Source organism: Pseudomonadota bacterium (genome assembly GCA_022572885.1).
Lineage (GTDB): Bacteria > Pseudomonadota > Gammaproteobacteria > Steroidobacterales > MnTg04 > MnTg04.
The window spans coordinates 1-17,790 of record JACZVC010000019.1; the positions used below are offsets into that span (position 1 = coordinate 1).

General features: G+C 55.0%; 16 protein-coding genes. 9 read left to right on the forward strand and 7 right to left on the reverse strand.

Annotated elements, in window-relative coordinates:
* The 6 genes from IIA05_08280 to IIA05_08305 form a co-directional block, all read left to right on the forward strand.
* On the forward strand, positions 1–425 hold a 425-nt coding region (locus IIA05_08280), incomplete at its 5' end, for a TlpA family protein disulfide reductase (GenBank protein ID MCH9027094.1).
* A 22-nt stretch (positions 426–447) separates the two neighbouring features.
* A complete protein-coding gene (locus tag IIA05_08285; GenBank protein ID MCH9027095.1) occupies positions 448–2,841 on the forward strand; it encodes a DUF255 domain-containing protein in 2,394 nt (797 codons plus the stop codon).
* A gap of 962 nt (positions 2,842–3,803) precedes the next feature.
* Entirely contained in the window at positions 3,804–4,088 is a 285-nt protein-coding gene (locus IIA05_08290) for a DUF2282 domain-containing protein (protein MCH9027096.1), read from the forward strand.
* Between the two features lie 60 nt (positions 4,089–4,148).
* Positions 4,149–4,979 (forward strand): DUF692 domain-containing protein, encoded by an 831-nt coding sequence (locus IIA05_08295; GenBank protein MCH9027097.1) that lies wholly within the window; start codon positions 4,149–4,151, stop codon positions 4,977–4,979.
* Positions 4,979–5,767 (forward strand): putative DNA-binding domain-containing protein, encoded by a 789-nt coding sequence (locus IIA05_08300; GenBank protein ID MCH9027098.1) that lies wholly within the window; start codon positions 4,979–4,981, stop codon positions 5,765–5,767. The genes IIA05_08295 and IIA05_08300 overlap by 1 nt, the downstream gene beginning before the upstream one ends.
* A gap of 448 nt (positions 5,768–6,215) precedes the next feature.
* Positions 6,216–6,497, forward strand: a complete 282-nt coding sequence (locus tag IIA05_08305; GenBank protein ID MCH9027099.1) for a hypothetical protein — start codon at positions 6,216–6,218, stop codon at positions 6,495–6,497.
* On the opposite strand, the gene IIA05_08310 is transcribed toward IIA05_08305, so the two are convergent.
* On the reverse strand, positions 6,477–7,151 hold the full coding sequence (locus IIA05_08310; GenBank protein MCH9027100.1) for a hypothetical protein: 675 nt from the start codon (positions 7,149–7,151) through the stop codon (positions 6,477–6,479). The genes IIA05_08305 and IIA05_08310 overlap by 21 nt on opposite strands.
* The gene (locus tag IIA05_08315; protein MCH9027101.1) at positions 7,151–7,675 is read right to left on the reverse strand and encodes a hypothetical protein; all 525 of its coding nucleotides are present in this window, start codon (positions 7,673–7,675) and stop codon (positions 7,151–7,153) included. Before IIA05_08315 ends, IIA05_08310 begins: the two co-directional genes overlap by 1 nt.
* 180 nt (positions 7,676–7,855) lie before the next feature.
* On the opposite strand from IIA05_08315, the gene IIA05_08320 reads away from it, so the two are divergent.
* Positions 7,856–8,911, forward strand: coding sequence for a hypothetical protein (locus IIA05_08320; GenBank protein ID MCH9027102.1), 1,056 nt, complete (start codon positions 7,856–7,858; stop codon positions 8,909–8,911).
* Here IIA05_08320 and IIA05_08325 read toward each other — a convergent pair.
* The gene (locus tag IIA05_08325; GenBank protein MCH9027103.1) at positions 8,895–10,028 is read right to left on the reverse strand and encodes a tyrosine-type recombinase/integrase; all 1,134 of its coding nucleotides are present in this window, start codon (positions 10,026–10,028) and stop codon (positions 8,895–8,897) included. The genes IIA05_08320 and IIA05_08325 overlap by 17 nt on opposite strands.
* Before the next feature lie 415 nt (positions 10,029–10,443).
* Here IIA05_08325 and IIA05_08330 point away from each other — a divergent pair, with 415 nt between their 5' ends.
* Positions 10,444–11,061: a class I SAM-dependent methyltransferase gene (locus tag IIA05_08330; GenBank protein MCH9027104.1), complete on the forward strand. Its 618-nt coding sequence runs from the start codon at positions 10,444–10,446 to the stop codon at positions 11,059–11,061.
* 271 nt (positions 11,062–11,332) lie between these two features.
* Positions 11,333–12,349, forward strand: coding sequence for an aldo/keto reductase (locus IIA05_08335; protein ID MCH9027105.1), 1,017 nt, complete (start codon positions 11,333–11,335; stop codon positions 12,347–12,349).
* Between the two features lie 13 nt (positions 12,350–12,362).
* Here IIA05_08335 and IIA05_08340 read toward each other — a convergent pair whose 3' ends face one another.
* The 4 genes from IIA05_08340 to IIA05_08355 form a co-directional block, all read right to left on the reverse strand.
* Entirely contained in the window at positions 12,363–13,754 is a 1,392-nt protein-coding gene (locus IIA05_08340) for an FAD-binding oxidoreductase (protein MCH9027106.1), read from the reverse strand.
* Between the two features lie 212 nt (positions 13,755–13,966).
* A complete protein-coding gene (locus IIA05_08345) occupies positions 13,967–14,965 on the reverse strand; it encodes an ornithine cyclodeaminase family protein (GenBank protein ID MCH9027107.1) in 999 nt (332 codons plus the stop codon).
* Positions 14,962–16,251 (reverse strand): hypothetical protein, encoded by a 1,290-nt coding sequence (locus IIA05_08350; protein ID MCH9027108.1) that lies wholly within the window; start codon positions 16,249–16,251, stop codon positions 14,962–14,964. Before IIA05_08350 ends, IIA05_08345 begins: the two co-directional genes overlap by 4 nt.
* Positions 16,252–16,258: 7 nt before the next feature.
* Complete coding sequence (locus IIA05_08355; GenBank protein ID MCH9027109.1) at positions 16,259–17,587, reverse strand: dicarboxylate/amino acid:cation symporter; 1,329 nt, start codon at positions 17,585–17,587, stop codon at positions 16,259–16,261.
* Positions 17,588–17,790: the final 203 nt, after the last annotated feature.

Sequence of the window (17,790 nt, forward strand, 5' to 3'; positions counted from 1 at the left end):
GTGCGGCGGCGATCGTCGGCTTTATCGCGTTCCAGGTCTGGAATGAGTACCAGGGAGGCGGCCAGCTGCATCCCGCGGGTACGGCGCCAGTCACGCGATCCACGACCGCCGGCCCGGGTCTGCGTCCAACATTCGAACTGATATCACTCGAGGGCGTGCCGGTGTCATCGCGGCAATGGGAGGGAAAACCCCTGGTCGTCAATTTCTGGGCAACCTGGTGCGCACCCTGCCGGCGGGAAATCCCGATGCTCATGGAAATGCAGGTGGAACACGCTGCCGCTGGCCCACGCCTGTGTGTTAACTTGACAGTACCGGAGCGGGACATAAGCCGAAACGCGAAGCAAGGTCAGCATATGACAGCCGCCGACAATGAATTGACGAACGCCCAGCGGTGGGCCGGATTTCGCCGGTACACCGGCACATAACATGCTCAGACCATTGGTATACATACACGTCATCGTGGTGGTGTTGCTGCTGGCTCTGGCCACAGCAGCGTACGCTGATGACCCGCCCGGCGTGGTTCATTCCACCTCGCTGAAACAACGCCTGCAGACGGCACTGGCGGCAAAAGGCCCGGACTACCCGCCGCGCACCAAACATCTCCATCTTGACGGGTCGCCGCTTTACACGAACCGTCTGATTCTGGAGGACTCTCCGTACCTGTTGCAGCATGCCCACAACCCGGTGGACTGGTACGCTTGGGGACCGGCGGCCTTCGCCAAGGCGAGCCGCGAGAATAAACCTATTTTTCTCTCGATCGGCTACTCCACGTGTCACTGGTGCCACGTCATGGAGCGAGAGAGTTTTGAGGACATGGCAGTCGCGTTAGTTCTGAACACGCACTTCGTTGCCATCAAGATAGATCGCGAACGCCGCCCTGACATCGACACCATCTACATGACCGCGGTGCAATTGATAGCTGGGAGAGGGGGCTGGCCCATGTCCAGCTTTCTTACTCCGGCGGGCCAGACCTTCTTCGGCGGCACCTATTATCCCAGAGACACCTTCATGAATCTGCTGCGTCAGGTCACCACGGCGTGGCGCCGGAACCGCCCGGGCCTTGAGCAACAGGCTAGCCGGGTGGCCGGCGCGGTGCGTGCCGCCACCCGCAGCGCCGGCGCCGCCGGCAAAGTGGCCGTTGACACGGTGCAACGCGCGATAACCAACCTACAACAGGCCCATGACGAGCTGCGAGGCGGATTTGGTCCCGCTCCAAAGTTTCCCAATGAACCGCGGTATCTGTTACTGCTCGACGAGGCCCTGCGCACGGGTGACGACCGGAGCCGCGACATCATAAGTTTCGACCTCCAAGCAATGGCCCGCGGCGGTATCTACGACCAAGTGGGTGGTGGCTTTCACCGCTATTCCACCGATAATGCCTGGCTGGTCCCGCACTTCGAGAAGATGCTCTATAACCAGGCGCAGCTGGCCCGCATCTATGCCGAGGCCTGGCGTCTCACAGGCGATTCCGCGTTCGCACGCATTGCCCGTCAGACAGCGGACTACGTGCTGCGGGATATGACCGCGCCGGAGGGTGGTTTCTATTCGGCCACCGACGCCGACAGTTCCGATGGTGAAGGGCGGTTCTTTCTCTGGACTCCAGAACAGATTCGTGCAGCGCTGGCCCCGGCAGACGCTGATTTGGCTGTCGATTTATACGGCTTGACCAGGCGTGGCAACTTCGAGGGCGCGAATATCCTACACATGCCAGTGCCCTTGGCCGAATTCGCAACGCAGCGAGACATGTCCCTGTCGGACCTGCTTGCTCGCGTAGATGATATTCGTGCGGCACTTTATGTGAAGCGCGAGCAGCGCGAGCACCCTGGCCGGGATGAGAAGATCATTACCGCCTGGAACGGCATGATGATTGTGGCGCTGGCCGAGGTCGCCCAGATTCTGGACGAACCGCGTTACCGCACGGCGGCACTACGCGCTGCCGAGTTCCTGTGGCGGACCAGCCGCCAGAACAACGGCGAGCTGTGGCGCTCGCGCTTTGACGGGCGCTCCTCGGTACCCGCGGTTCAGGAAGATTATGCCTGGCTCGCCGATGGGTTTATTCATCTCTATGACTTGACTCGAGATCCGCACTGGCTGGAGCGGGCGGAGGTGCTGGTCGCAACCATGAACCGGTTGTTCTGGGATGGAAAAGCGGGTGGCTATTTTATGAATACCGACGCCGTGGGCGTCGCCACCATGGCGCGACCCAAGGACAGCACCGACGGTGCCGTGCCCTCCGGTAACGCGGTGGCGTTGCATGTCCTGGCGAAACTGGCGCAACGCACGGGTGAGGAAGCCTACCGCAGGACCGCAAATACCTTGCTCGCCGCCTTCGCAAACTCCATCAACCAAAGCCCGACCGTCTACAGCTATCTGCTGCGCGGAGCGCAACAACTCGCCAACGGCGCGGCCGGTCCACAACAATATGCGGCACGGGGGGCGATCAAGGTGAACGCCCAGATGCAGGCAAACACGCTGGTGGTGGACATCGCGATCCGCCCGGGTTGGCACATCAATGCGCACAAGACCCTGCAAGAAAAATTGATACCAACGGTAGTTGGTCTCGAAAAACCTGTTCCGGGGTGGCATTCTGGTGCGGTGTCCTACCCGACACCCGTCCTCAAGACCCTCGGCTTCCTACGTGAGGAGCTGGCTTTGTACGAAGGGCAAGTGCGCATCACGATGAATTTGCAGCAAACCGATCCGGCCGTTGCCGGATCCTTGATCCCGGTTGCGCTGCGCCTGCAAGCCTGCGATGACAGCGTGTGTTTGCCGCCGGAACGGCGGGTCCTACAGGTGCCAGCGACCCGCCCGCCATCCACAGGGACCGAAGTTTCCAAATGAACGCAGCAACGCGAGCGCGCTCTTGACTTGGTAAAATGCTCCCGGTTCTTGTCCCAGACCGGAAGAGAATGCCCATCGTGCGGCCCATTGGGCCGCGGGTTACTGTGAAGTGTACGTGAACTACTTGGACGACCCTTAGGCGTCTCGTAACTGTGCGACGGAACCCGGCTTTGGAACCGACGTATTTTCGCCAAGCCGCTCTCAAGATGCGTGGGGGATCACTAACCTGGCCGCGAGGATGTACCCATGCTCATGCAGCGTCAGTTGAGTGAAGTAGAGGAACATTTCGACGACTTGCAATTGCGCAACGAATTACAACTGCTTCTTACATCTTTGCGACAACACCGAGGGCGGCTGCCCGATTATCGAAGACATTGATCAAAAAGACAGCCTGCCCAAGCAGACGAAACGCGATCGCCAATAAGGAAGCTGGGTCGAAGCATTTTTCTCACTGGAAGTCTAGTGGTCTCGTCTGTTAGGGAAGCCAAACGGCAAACCCCGTACCGATGCCGGTCGGTCGGATATCTAGGGCCGCGATTCACAGTGGCGGTAGAATTATTGTCGGGAACTATACTTTTGTGGTGAGTGTCACAGGCAGTAAGGCAAATCGGACCGAAGCCGGCACGCAAAGCTCCGGGTCCTGGCTTCGGCTGCGACGACTTCGCGCCGCGAAGGATTCTAAGATCGCCAAGCCTCCGCAGCCCACATGAACGCCGTGCAGATCGTGAACACTATGGAATTGAGATGGATGCCCTTGGGGAACGACTGGATGCCGTCTTCAGCGAGTTTGCAAATAGCCATCCTAGCGGCTAGCGTGTACACGTCGCTGGTCCATCCGAAAGCTTCCCCGGAAGGGCTCGTTGCTGAACTTGCCGGTCTACGCCTAAGCATCTGTTTTTCTGGCCCGGCATACGGGCTAGCCCACGTGAAATACAACCAAATATGATCGGAAGGAGAGGATTATGAGAGACACAAAGACCCTGATGAAAGCGGCTTTGGCTGGTGTCGTTGCCTTGAGCATGGGTGCTGTGGTTGGTAGCGCGTCTGCTGCCAAGCCGGGTTTCGAGAAGTGTGCCGGTATTGTCAAGGCCGGTATGAACGACTGTGGCACAGCCACGCATGATTGCTCGGGCAAGGCCAAGGAGGATGGGGCTGAGGAGGAGTGGATCTACGTCCCCGAAGGGACTTGTGACAAGATTGTGGAGGCCACTCTTAAAGCGCCGGCGCCCAAGAAAGAGGAATCATAACCTCCGACATGTGCTCCGGGCGGCCACCGAGGAGCTTCCCGCTTCGTGGGCGATTGTCCTATGCCTCCGTTTAGTGACATGCCGGTAATCGGCGCCGGGATCGGCCTGCGCACACAACATTATCAGGAAATCTTGGTCAACAGGCCGCCGGTGCGATGGTTCGAGGTGCTATCGGAAAACTATTTCGGTGCTGGTGGTCTGCCGCTCTATCATCTGGAACAGGTGCGTGAAAGCTACCCCATCACCATGCACGGCGTGGGCATGTCCCTGGGGTCGACGGACCCTCTTGATTTTAACTATCTGGCCAAGCTGAAGGCTCTGGCCGAGCGCTTCGAACCGGTCTGGATCTCCGATCATCTTGCCTGGATATCCGTCAATCGCCGGTATACGCACGATCTGTTGCCGTTGCCGTACACGGAAGAGGCGCTCAGTCATGTCGCGAGGCGTGTCATCCAGGCCGAGGACTTCCTGGGGCGTCGCCTCCTGATCGAGAACCCCGCCACCTACCTGAGCTTCAACCACTCGGAGATGACCGAGTGGGAATTCGTGCAGGGTCTTGTCGATCGGACGGACTGTGAACTGCTCATTGACGTGAACAATATCTACGTCAGCGCAACGAATCACGGCTTTGATCCCATGGACTACATCAAGGCGGTTCCGAAGGAGCGCGTGAGAGAGATCCATTTGGCCGGGTACGAGGAACGCGAGGACTACCTGTTTGACACCCACGGCTGCCGGGTCCACCCACCGGTGTGGGAACTGTACCGGGCCGCCCTAGAGTATTTCGGGCCAGTGCCCACCCTCATTGAGTGGGATACGGATATTCCCCCGTTTAGCGTATTGGTGGAAGAGGCGGAGAAGGCACAGGCACAGTTGGATGTGGCGGCATGATGTCTCTTCGCGAGCTGCAGGGTTTGTTCCAGGAGGCCGTGTTCGAAAGCGACACGAACGGGCCGGCGCTCGCTCGTGTGAGTGAGTATATCCACGCAAAGGAGGGTCTGTCATCCGCCGAACTCCTGCGTATCTATGGCAGCAGTATCTTTGGCACGCTGACCCGGGCCCTGAGCGAGATATACCCCGTATGCCGCCGTCTGGTGGGACCGGCGTTCTTTGAGACCATGGCGCGGATCTTTATCCACCAGATGCCTTCGCACTCTGCCGACCTCGCCGATTATGGACAAGCCCTCGCCGACTTTGTGGCCGAGTTCGAACCTGCTGCCGGTCTGACCTATCTCCCCGATGTAGCACGCCTGGAATGGCACTGGCACCGGGCCTTTCACGCAGCGGATGAACCAGGGCTGGACGTCACCGTCTTAGGCGAAATCGCGAAGTCGGACCGAAGCCGAATCCTGTTTCGACTTCCGGCGTCGGCAACGCTGCTGGCGTCCAATTTTCCCATCCACCGGATCTGGGAGGTCAATCAGGACAACTGGAAGGGTGAGCAACAGGTCAGTCTGGCAGAAGGCGGCGCGCGGCTCATGGTCTGGCGCCAGGACTATGACATGCGTATCGATCCACTCGACGAACGGGCCTGGCAGCTCCTAATAGCTATCGAACGTCAAAGCCCCTTTGCCGTTCTGAGTGATCCGGAAACCATGCCGGATATCGCCACGCTGCTGCCCCGTTGTATACAGTGCGGCTGGATCGCCGGATTTCAGCTGGCCGATCAGACATTATGAAGTGCTGTGCGCCCATCAGATCGGTGAGCTGTACGTGGTTCAGGAAAGTCGGAGTCGCCCCCCCACCCCAGTGAACTTGCTCCACGGTTCGTCCGTGATCATAGAGGCTAGCCACGATCTGAATCTCTTTGTGCAGTCGTTTGAGATAAGCATCTGCTTTTTCTGCGCTACTGATGATCTTTTTGGTGCAACCGAAGAAGTAGCAGAGTGATCGGCAGAAGGTTATGTGTACGTAAACCGATAACGAACGACGAAGTGAATTACCGTTACTGAGTGCCACTAAGCGCCGGTAGTCCAGCTCGTTGAAATCTTCAGTGAGTTCGGCGGCGGTTTGATAGGACGTATAGCGAGGCCCCGTCGCGTTATAACGCCGGGCAAGCTCGGGATCGAAAATCCGAAAGGCGGACGAAGTTTTGAGCTAGTGCTTTCTGACTCGATAATCGAACACATGGAGCGGGTACGCTTCGATGACGAATGGGTCTTCTTCGGCATGAAAAGCCCGAATTCATACCGCGAGGCTTCAATGCCGGTGCCCGCAGGCAAGCTCAGAAACATCTACCAAGCCGTAGCGAAGTCGCTGCACGTGGATGATCTGTTTCTGAAGCTACTGGTCAACCACAAGGTAACTGACGTCACGCATGGCTACGCCGGGCAGCGGTCGATTCTGTTGGACACGTTGATTGCTGAGCAGGAGCGAATTAGCGAGGCACTATTGCCAGACGTCGGCTGAGTCCCAGTGCTCGTTGAATCCGTGCAGCATTGTCGCACGAATGTCTTGACCGGCCCGTATCAAAAAGCATTGCTTCTTGCCGAACCCGTTCAAACTAGTCCCCAAGATAAGCATTGAGGTCTTGTCAATGATGTACCGGTCGTGCAACACATTTTTCTGCGTGGTCTTGATCTCGAGTGTCCGCCCCGGCTTCTGAAACGCCGCCAATGTCTGCCTTAGGCGTCCCGAGTCTTTCACGTTATGCGTTAAGTATTTTACGTTTCCAGTCAGGGAATCCAAATGTTCGATGCTCGACTCATCAAGGTAGGGGTCACAGACACGAACCAACCCGTTCATTCCGCCGAATAATTCATGCAACGTAACTACATTTTGGATTGACTTACTCGGATCAATGAAAAGTATGGGACCAGAGGCCCCATCAAGACGCTTTCGACCTGCCTCCAGTATGTGGTACCTCCACTTGTGCGCGCGCTTGCGTCGAGAAACCAAGTCCCTATTCCTCAATAGCGACGCTTCGATCGTGCGCCAGTGCGTGTTGACGCCGTGCATGTCGTGCAACCTATGAGAAATCTCCGCAGGTGTCAGATCATCTTCGAATGCGAGCACATAAAGTGTCTGCTCGCAGGCGTCGCTCATTTCACTCAGCTGAATCATTATTTAGCTGCCGAGCCCTTCTTCTTTTTAGGCACATACGTCGTCATGCCCTTTGTTTTCTGGACTACATCCTTCGAGAATTTCGCCGCAACCGCATCCCGACCAGTTTTCGTAACGTAATACGTGTCGTTAGCCCCGCTCCTGGGAGCGATCCAACCAGCCTTGACGGTCCAGTTGATATCACGGCTGAGATTTTTTGGGACAGGCTCAGAAGCGTTCTCGAATTGCCGAACTAAATCGTCACGCTTAATATCCGCCTTAGACTCGTGGTCAGCCAGGTATATGCCGATAGCGGTGATTTTGTCGGGACCTCGAACTGCCGCGCATTCGTCCAAGAATTCACGAATCGAAAGCTCGCCATGATGCGTGGGAATATGGTGTTGCGCGGTCCCGCGCGCCGCTGCGGGCGCCTGGCCTGTCACCATGACCAATACTATCTGATCGGCTAATGCCTTTGATATCTCACGGTCGATCTTTAAACCCGGTCCTTCTAGCTGGACCTTGTAGCCTTCCTCGTCTGCCATATCGAAACTCCTGAATCTATTGGTTCGACGAAGGATACACTAGTCGCGACTATTGTCAAGACATTTGTCGCGACATTTGTATACCTATGTTGACGATCTTGAGGGAAAAAGCCCCCGCCTTCACGGGCGGGGGATTTTCGCGGTTGGTTCACGGCGGTCTCATCCGTATAATCTCGCATCATGCTGACAGACATCTTTGCGTACCGTTATGCCGAAGTTCCCATGTGGGAAGCGTTCGAAGAACGTGACCGCAAATTCATCGTGCAGGCATATCGCATTATTACTGAGCAGCTCTATCCGCCGTACACCGATGGCAAGACAAACGATTGGGCTCAAGCCAAGTGGAAGTTGATAAATGACCGCCTAGGCACAGAACTAGGCCTGCATGAACTTTCCCAGCGGGTCAACGGGTACTACGCTGATTTCGCCGGTAGAAAGCGATGGACGTCATACACAAAGTCGTGGCACACGGTTTGCAAAGACTTTGTATGCGTTGACTTCCCCGCTGACGCGTCGCCCGACGAGTTCGTCAAGGAGCGATTGAGTTTCATCGAACTCGCATTCCGTCAACGCGGCGAAGATGTGCAAGCAGCGAACAACAATCTTCCGCGTCAGATCCTCGTTGCGAAAAGCCAATTTGGTCAAAATTCTAGTGGGATTACTCTGCCTGGCGACCCGGCCGCAGGTGTGAAGGCCCACAACAAAGCTTTTAACGACGAATTCCGTAGTTCGGTCAATGAGCTCAACGAGCGACTGCGCCAAGCCCGCTACGGCCTGAACTACCACAATGGCTTTATACAGATTTCGTCTGATGCCGCAGTTGAGGAGCAAATCGAAACACCATTCTGGAACCTTGTAGCAGATCCGAAGTGGCAAAATGTTGACACGGATATGAAGGAGGCGCTTGATCTGCGAGACTCAGGCGGTCGTGATCCGGCGTGGTACGCCGCCAAAGCACTGGAAAGCACGATCAAGATAATATCGAAGGAAAAAGGCTGGACGCACGGAAAGGAGGGCGGGCCTCACAACTTCATCGAGAATTTAGCTAAGGAGAAGAACGGTCGATTTATCGATGCGTGGGAAGCCACGTCGCTTAAAAACTTCTTCACCGATGTTCGACGTCCATTCGGGCACGGAGCTGGGTCCGATGAGATGCCAGAGCTGACCGGCCAGCAAACCAACTGGGCAATCGAGTTTTGCATGTCGTGGGTCAAGAGCCTTATCGAGCGGATGTAGTCAGCGCCTCGCTAATCCGCTCCTGCTCAGCAATCAACGTGTCCAAGAGAATCGACCGTTGCCCAGCGTAACCGTGTGTGACGTCTGCGAGCCTATGGTTTACCAGCATCTTTAAGAACAGGTCATCAACATGAATGCTCTTTGCTACCGCTTGATAGATGTTGCGGAACTTGCCAATTGGCACAGGCATTGATGGCACTCGGTAATCGCGCGATTGCTTAATGCCGGGGAATACCCACTCATCGTCATAGCGGGCTTCTTCGAGGTACTGAATAGCCGGTTGCGACAGGATATATTCAAATGGTCGCTTGCTCTTAGTGTGCTCGATGCGGGCAGTCTGTCGAGCCAAATCGATGTTCTCCCATCGCAAACGCGATACCTCACCAGGTCGGCCGCCAGTCAGCAGCACAACGGCTGCCAGTGACTTTGTTATCGGGTTTGCAATCGCAGCGTGAGCTTCCCAGAGTTCAGGTAACACGTTGCCAACCTGGTAGCGTTCTTCCTTGTTAAAGCCGACCAGCGCCGTCGGAGGCGTCTCCGGCAGTCCATCGAAACCCTTTCGGGCATGACGGTAAACAGCTCGCAAAGTCTGCATGGCCCTGTTCGCCATGAACGGTCCGCGTTCTTCGGATTCTTTGATATGCCGCTTTTCCATTTCGTAGCGACCTATTTCCGATGCCAGTTTCTTCAGCGACACGTCGAGCAAATCGGGCAGCACGAGCTCCATCGCCTTTCGGTATGAGCGCAACGTTTCTGTCGCCAAGTTCGGGCCACGGCGTTTCAGAAAGAACTCCCATGCGTCTCTGAGCGTAATCTCGCGCGGCTTGTCAACAACGGCGGTGAGGCCACTTTTTATCTTAGCGATTTCGAGCCGGGCCTCGTTGCGGGCGTCTTCCGCCTCGAACAACTGCACGTCGCCGATCTTCTTCCGCCTCGTCTTCTTCCTGCCCAATGAATCTTTGTAATCGGCATTGCAGTAATACGTCGCTGACATCGATCCTATGTACATATAGAAACCACGCAGTTGAGTATCACGCAATATTCTGTGTTTACCTGGCGGTTCGAACGGCTCCGATCTTGCCTGGTCGGTCTTGATGTATTTCCTCTTGGCGCCCATTTGTCGGTCCTCTTCAGTGTTTTATCACCAGCATTAGTGACTGTAGATAGCCTGAAGATAACTAGAATCTGAGGAAAAACAAATGGTTATGGCTGAATTAGTCAAAGAGAGGATATTACGAGTTATCGATTCAGTCCTTCAATTCCACCCATCACCACCATTTATCAGAAAGCCTTCTTAATCAATTGGTTGGGAAGGCTTTTTTGATTTCGCAGGTGAATGTGGTTGAGGCCGATACCACGACTTCGTTTTCTCTTCAGCACTGAAACTTCGGCGATATCCTTGTCTCATCCGCATACGCTCCACCTTTTCCGTTTAAGATAAAGCATTGCGTCGATCGGTTGAGACCGCCACCCAAAGCGGAAATTTGGCGTCCCGGATGATGTGAATAGATTGCAGGTGCTGGGAGTATATCTTGAAAACCATCAACGATTTACACCGAAACCAGACCGGAAAATCAAGCGACAAGTGGGCATCCTATCTCCCGGTTTATGACAGAATATTCTTGCCATACATGGATGACTCTCTGAAATTGCTCGAGATAGGCGTACAGAATGGTGGTTCGCTCGAGGTGTGGGCAAAGTATTTCTCCAATGCGGAAAAAATTGTCGGGTGCGATATCGACCCACGGTGCGGGAGTCTCGTCTATGACGACAATCGTATAAGTGTCGTTGTGGGTGATGTGAATGCGGAAAGCACGTTCAATGAAATCAGGGCTCGCAGCAGCACCTTTGAAATCATCATTGACGACGGGTCGCACCGGTCAGATGACATTTTCAAGGCCTTTGTAAACTACTTTCAGATTCTGCGGCCCGGCGGAATTTATGTCGTTGAGGACACGCATGCCATGTACTGGGATGATTACCAGGGCGGCATACTGAAACAAACCACCGCGCACAGCTTCTTCAAGTTGTTTGTCGATGTCATAAATTATCAACATTGGAAAGACGATCTATCAGAAAGCATTCTTAATCGATTGGTTAGGCAGGCATTTTTCGATCTTGCAAATACATGTCGTTGGGACCGAACCTAGCTGCTGTGCAGACGCGATTCGCACTGAATCCTCAACGATATAGTTGTCTCATCTGCAGACACTCCATCTTTTTCGTTTAAAATGAAGTGTTGCATTGATCACTGGAGACCGCCGTCAGGAGCGGACATTATACGGATTGTCGGTGCAGACGATGGCGAATACCCGTTAGCGCTCGTGGGCCTGTCGGGCCGTGTCTGGACTGAACGTAACTTGACAGTATCAGCCAAGTGCCTGCAGGGTAGCAGTACAACGGTTGATAGAGCCTGTCCGCATGTTAAAGGAATCGTTTTACCGGCCTTTAGGCCGCACTGGCCTCAAAGTTTCGCCGATCTGCCTGGGCACAGACAACTTCGCTAATCCGACTTCGGAAGATGAGGCTGTCAACATTATTAACTGTGCCATTGACAACGGTATCAATCTGATCGACACTGCCGACAGTTACGCTGCCGGCGAGAGCGAAAAAATAATTGGGCGGGCCCTCAAAGCCAATGGGCGACGTGACGATGTTATTTTGGCAACCAAGGTATATTACCGGGTTGGCAAAAAAGGCATCAACGACCGTGCCAACTCTCGCAGACACATCATCAAAGCTTGCGAAGATTCTCTTCGACGCCTGCAAACAGACTACATCGACATTTATCAAACCCATCGTGTCTGCATGGAAACAGAGTTAGAAGAAACTCTGGGCGCACTCACTGATCTTCAACGGCAAGGCAAAATCAGATACTGCGGCTCGACTACTTCCCCCTCCTGGAAGATTGTGCAATCGGCGTTACTGGCTGAATTCAAAAACCTCACTCTCATGGTTTCCGAGCAACTGCCCTACAACCTCCTCGACAGGAGAGTGGAAAATGAAATACTCCCCGCTTGTGAGTGGGCCGGACTGGCCGTTCTTGTTTGGTCGCCTTTGGCCATGGGCATTCTCGCCGGATGTTACAATAATGACGACCCCGAAAGTTTTAACACAGCCCGATTTCAACGTGGTGGTATCTACGCTGAACGTATCACTCCTAAGGCGGTAGATGCTGGAAAACGATTTGCGCAACTCGCGCAGCAATTTGATATTCCCGCCGCCCAACTCGCTTTGTTGTGGGTCAAAGACCAACCCCATGTAACAGCCCCTCTCGCCGGCCCAAGAACTCTGGACCAACTTAATGACCTTCTTCCGGTAATGGAAATGAGTTTGAGCGATGAAATTCGCCAAGCCTGCGACGAACTCGTCCCCCCAGGAAGCGCTGTGGCCGACTTTCTTAACTCAGCCCCCTGGTCAAAACAAAAACTGATCTAAAAGATCGTCTTATCTATAGAATTCCTTTGGATGGGGAATTTATAATCTCAGCCATCAGATTCTCGTCGTCGTATCTTGCCAGACTCAGTTGTTTCGCGTAGTCGGGCAAATCGCCATCCGCTATCCAGGCCGCACAAATTGCGCCGGCGGCACAGGCCGCCATGCAACCGTAGCCAGATAGAGCACCGGTAACAAACGCCCCGTCGACGCCGAGCGGACCAACCAGCGGCCAGTTTTCATCTGTCATCGGGTAATAGCCCCCATAATGCGACCAGCGGCTTGGAAATGACTCAATATATCGCTTCAGCGAGGGATTGAGTCGCGCTGTAGCCCGCAGAATCAGTTCGGGAAACTGCGGGTTAAAATGCGGATCGTCTGCCAATTCCTGCTGTGGTTCGCTCGATTCTCTATTAAATGCCCAACCAAGCTTCACCCAGGTTCCCTTTTCACCGCCTTCAGGCCGGCAGTGTGCGCCGCCGAGGATCGGTTTGGTCACCCAATCGAAGTTCGGATCATCGGCAAGCAAGTCTCGTTCTTCAGCGGTCCAGTCCAGTTCCTGATCGTCCAGATCGAGCGAAAACGGTAGCTGTCTGGATATTGCGCCGTACTGATCGTCAAATGCCAATTTCTGCTGAAACACATTCCTGAGCGGCAGATCGACCCCAATCATTGCTGCGATTTCTTTCGCGAAGGGCCCGGCGGCGTTAACGATCACATCGGCCTTAATTCGTTCGATGCCATCGGGTCCTTCGACTTCAAGCGCAAATCTCTGCCGCTGCTCAATACTTCTTAAATGAGCGGACAGTCGTTTGCCACCAGACTGCTTGATGCGTTGTAACATATACTGGCCCATGTGTTGGCCATCGATGTCGCCCGCCCGGCGAATATGTAACACATTGGTTACTTCAGGGCTGAAAGAAGGAAACGTCCGTCGAATCAGCTCCTGATTGGACAAGACATCAACACCGTTGGGCGCATTCGTCCAATCTGAGGAAACAGGCGGCTCGTACGATTTTGATGATGGCCTGTTTTGAATGCGAATCAGGTCAGACTCTGCATCTCCGTAGCCGACATGCAATTCGGCTATTAAATCGTCGATATCTGTTCGCCGCGTCGTCAGCACGTACCCACGCCGCGTCATTTGCATGACATCTGCTGATTCCAGTGCAATGCGTTCCATTAGATCAGTGCTGTAGTTGATAAAGTCGACCATGATCGGATGCGGCCACCAATTGCGATAATTGTCACCCGATTGTGCGCTGGTAAAGCCCATCGGTTGCCTGCTGTCGATTAGAAGCACGGATGTCTTTTCGTATTCAGTGCACAAATAGAAAGCAGTAGCAATGCCGGCAAACCCCGCACCAATCACTGCAATTTCCACGTCGCGGCCAGTTGTCATTGGCATTCCCTATTCACTATCAAACAGTACCATAACGGAAATTTACCCTGCCTCTTACATTTGACCCTCTACCGGACTTCGTCTGAGTCAGTCCCGGCCAGGCTCGCTCGGGCCGATCTGGTAAGTGCAAATTATCCGATCCTGTACGGAAGAGCTATTGCTCAATCAGGATCGAACGGTATTTGGCTGATTTGAGCGAATCTCGTTCAGCAGCGGGGCTAGGGAGCGAGCCTGATGCCGATTCCTTTCTCGCTCGCCCGCCGCAGGATTTCCGCCGCGGTTGCCACGTCCTCCAGCGCGATTCCCAGATTAAATGCCAGAATCCGCTGCTGGTTGTTCCGCCTGCGCCCCTTGCCATGCGCGATCATTTCGGCATTGTCCGCATCGATCTGTGTGACTCCGAGAAACTTGCCTTCCCTCTCCCGAGCGTCCTGAATCTGCTCGTAGTCGTCAGTAAGAACGATGTCCATGGCGGCGATACACTCGTCGGTGACGTAGGAGTCGTAGTCGATGGTGATGATTAACGCGCCGGGCTTGATCCACTCGGAGACGATGGTTGCATTGCGCTCGGTTTGGATTGGGCCGCCAGAAATCACAATATCGGCGCCTTTGACGGTGGACTTTGCACCGTTAGCTCCAATGACCTGGACCCCGTGGAACCGACCATCCATTTCTTCGATATAGGCTGCCTGACGCTCCGGGACAATATCGAAGACCTGGCAAAGCTTCAGGCTGGGCACTTCTGCGGCCAATGCCTCCAGATGCGTTCGCCCTTGCACGCCACAGCCGAGCAGGGCCAATACCTCCGAACCCTTCTTAGCCTGATATCGGGCGACCAGTGCGGAGGCCGCTGCGGTTCGTTTACCGGTGATCCATCTGGCATCGATGATAGCTACCATCTGGCCGGTTTCGTTCTCGTTGAGGATAAATAACCCCTGGATGTAGGGCAGTCCGCGTGACGGATTCGCCGGGTCACCACTCTGCCACTTGCTGCCCGCATATCCCAGCGGTGGACAACAGCTCGCCATGGCGCTGTAGAAACGGTCTTCCTGCAAATGGAAGAAGATCTTCGGCGGCATTACGGTGTCACCGGCGGCCTTGTGGCGGAAAACGTCCTCGAGTACATCGACAATGCAGGACAAATTGAGATCCAGTGAATCCAGATGAGACTGGTTCAGATAAATGATCTCGCGCATGCTCTGGGGACCATCGATCATGGCTGAACCCCCGGGAAATTTACCAGGGTGGGAGTCGTCCCCAGCTCCTCGTCGATTCTGATGTAACGGTTGTACTTCGCCGCGTGCTCGCCCCCGGCGGGAGAACCGCACTTGTAAGCGTTGCAGCCCCAGCCGACAATCAGGTCCGCCAGCGTGTCGTCCGGACTGTCGTAGGTCCGGCAGGATCCGATGGTGGCGAAGCCGTAGGCCTTGCATGTTTCCACAAACTGCCCGGTGCGTGTCACTGTACCCGCCATGTTCAGCTTGATCACGGCTGCGTTGACTGCGCCCCGCTCAGCCATCTCTTCCAGGCGGCGCAGATCACCGGCCAACAGATCATCGCCTGCCACCAGAACATGCTTTCCGTACTGTTGCATCTGCTCCACGTAGAGATCGACATGATCCTCGAAAAACGAATCCTCCATGTAGAAAAGATTGAAACGGTCCACCAGATCAGCCAGGTGGCGGGCATGCTCGGCTGGGGTTCGCTGTATGCCTTCCCGCACGTAGACGTAGACATGAGCTTCCTCGTCCCAAAGATCGGCCGCGCCCACATCCAGGCCAAGGCGAAACGAAATGTCCCGCGACTCGGCCACTTCATCGCAGGCCTGTTTGAGTACCTCCAGGCACGTGATGTCGTCGAGTCCGGGCAACCAGCAATACTCCTCATCGCGACCGCCCGAATAGGCGGGATCGGCATCCTGCAGCAGCAATCCCACGCGGTGAAACACCTCGGACACGCGTTCCATTTCCTCGTAGGTCGATTGGCAGCCAACCGGCAAAATCACGTGGTCCTGAATGTCGGGGCAACGCCCTTTCCAACCCGCGTTCCCCATGGTCGCTCCGCCGCCGATGATGTTGGGCATCTGGTGCGGAACCCCGATGACCCCATCACCGTGGATATGACGGTACAAGGGAATTCTAAGGCTTGCAGCAGCGGCCTTGGCCACCGCCATCGACGTCGCCTCGGCCGTATTACCGCCGATGTTGTCGAAACGGTCGCCGCCGTCAATTTGTAGAAAGAGATCATCGATTTCCTGCTGGGCAGCGGCGTCCATACTGATCAGGCGATCCCGTATCGTCGAATTGATCAGATCGATACTGCCCTGAACCCCGCCTTCGGGAAAATGCGTAATCTCGTATTTTCCCGAACTCCTTGGATCGGAATACGACGGTGCCGCGCATACACAGGCCGCCTCAGTGGTAACGACGACTTCAAGTGAAGGTCGTGCACAGCCGTCAAAGATGCGCCTGGCTCGGATATCTTTAATGGTCGTCGCAGCCATTGCTTGCCTATCCGCGGGTCCTGACGCGATCGGTTTCCTCGCTCATATCCGGCTCACCCAATTGCCCCTCAGCGTGCGCCACCACGGTGGCAACTGTGGCGTCGCCGGTGACATTGGTGATCGTCCGTAGCATATCCAGAACCCGGTCCACGCCCAGGATCAGGGCTATTCCGGCACTAGGTACGCCGACCGATTCCAGAATAATAACCAGCATAATAATGCCGGCGCCAGGAACCGCCGGTGTGCCAATCGACGCCATGACGGCGGTAAGAACGATAGTCAACTGAGCGCCAAAACCCAGATCAATTCCCAGGCTTTGGGCGATGAAAACGGTGGCCACCGCCTGAAACAGGGCAGTTCCATCCATGTTGACGGTGGCCCCCAGTGGCAGCACGAAGGCAGACACCTCTTCTGATACGCCAAGTTTTTGCTCGACCCGTTTCATCGTGACCGGCAAAGTCGCGCCACTGGAACTGGTCGAGAACGCGACCAGTTGCGCCGGCGCGATTCCCTGTAAAAACGTTTTGAACCCGAGGGGCGTCCAGATTTTCAGCAAAATTCCGTAGATGACAGCGGTATGGAAAATCAGGCCACCGATGACCGCTATCATATAAAAACCCAATGCGCCAAGGAGTTGTGTGATTTGCGTGGGATCGTCACCCGCAACAGATGTGATGGTTCCCGCAAGCAACGCAAATACACCTAGCGGGGCTATCTTCATGATCAGTTCTACCAGCCGAATTACAACGTGGTTCAGACTGTCAAAGACATCGATCAGCGGTTTCGCCTTGTCGGGGGGCAACTGAATCAGACCAATACCAAAAAACAAGGCGATGATGACGACCTGCAGCATGTTGCGATTATTGGCTGCGGCAGCGAAAAAGTTCTCCGGGATGAGGTTGGCAAGCATAGCCAGGGGTCCGCGCTCGCGCACGGTCATGGCCGAGGCGTCGCGGTGCTCTATAACGACCGAATAGGTTTTTTGTAGCTCCAGTCGCATTTGCTCCGGTACCTGATCACCGGGCCGTATCAAATGCACTGCACCCAAGCCGATTATGGCTGCTATGGCTGTCGTCGCGATATATATCGCAATGGTCCTGCCACCGATCCGTGAAAGTTTCCCGATGTCGCCAAGAGAGGCGACTCCCGTCACCAGGGAACCGAGAATCAATGGAACGCCAATCAGCTTCAGAGCGTTTATGAAAATCGTGCCGAACGGGGTAATCCAGTCAGCCGTGAAATAACCCCAGCCGCTAGCGGCTGCAATCACTCCATAGATGATCCCCAGCACCAGGCCGATGATGATTTGCCAGTGCAACCTGTTGTACCAGGCCATCGGTCCTCGCCCCCCTGAATTTAGCAAACGGGGCCAAAGTAGCAAATAACTGACCTGTGCGATATGGCCAGCACCACTGGGCGGGAAAAACAAAGTGGGAAAAACAAAGTGGGAAAAACAAAGTGGGAAAAACAAAGGACATCCACCCAAAAGGAAAATAAAGGACATCCACAGACTTTCTGCATCGATGATGCAAAAAGACC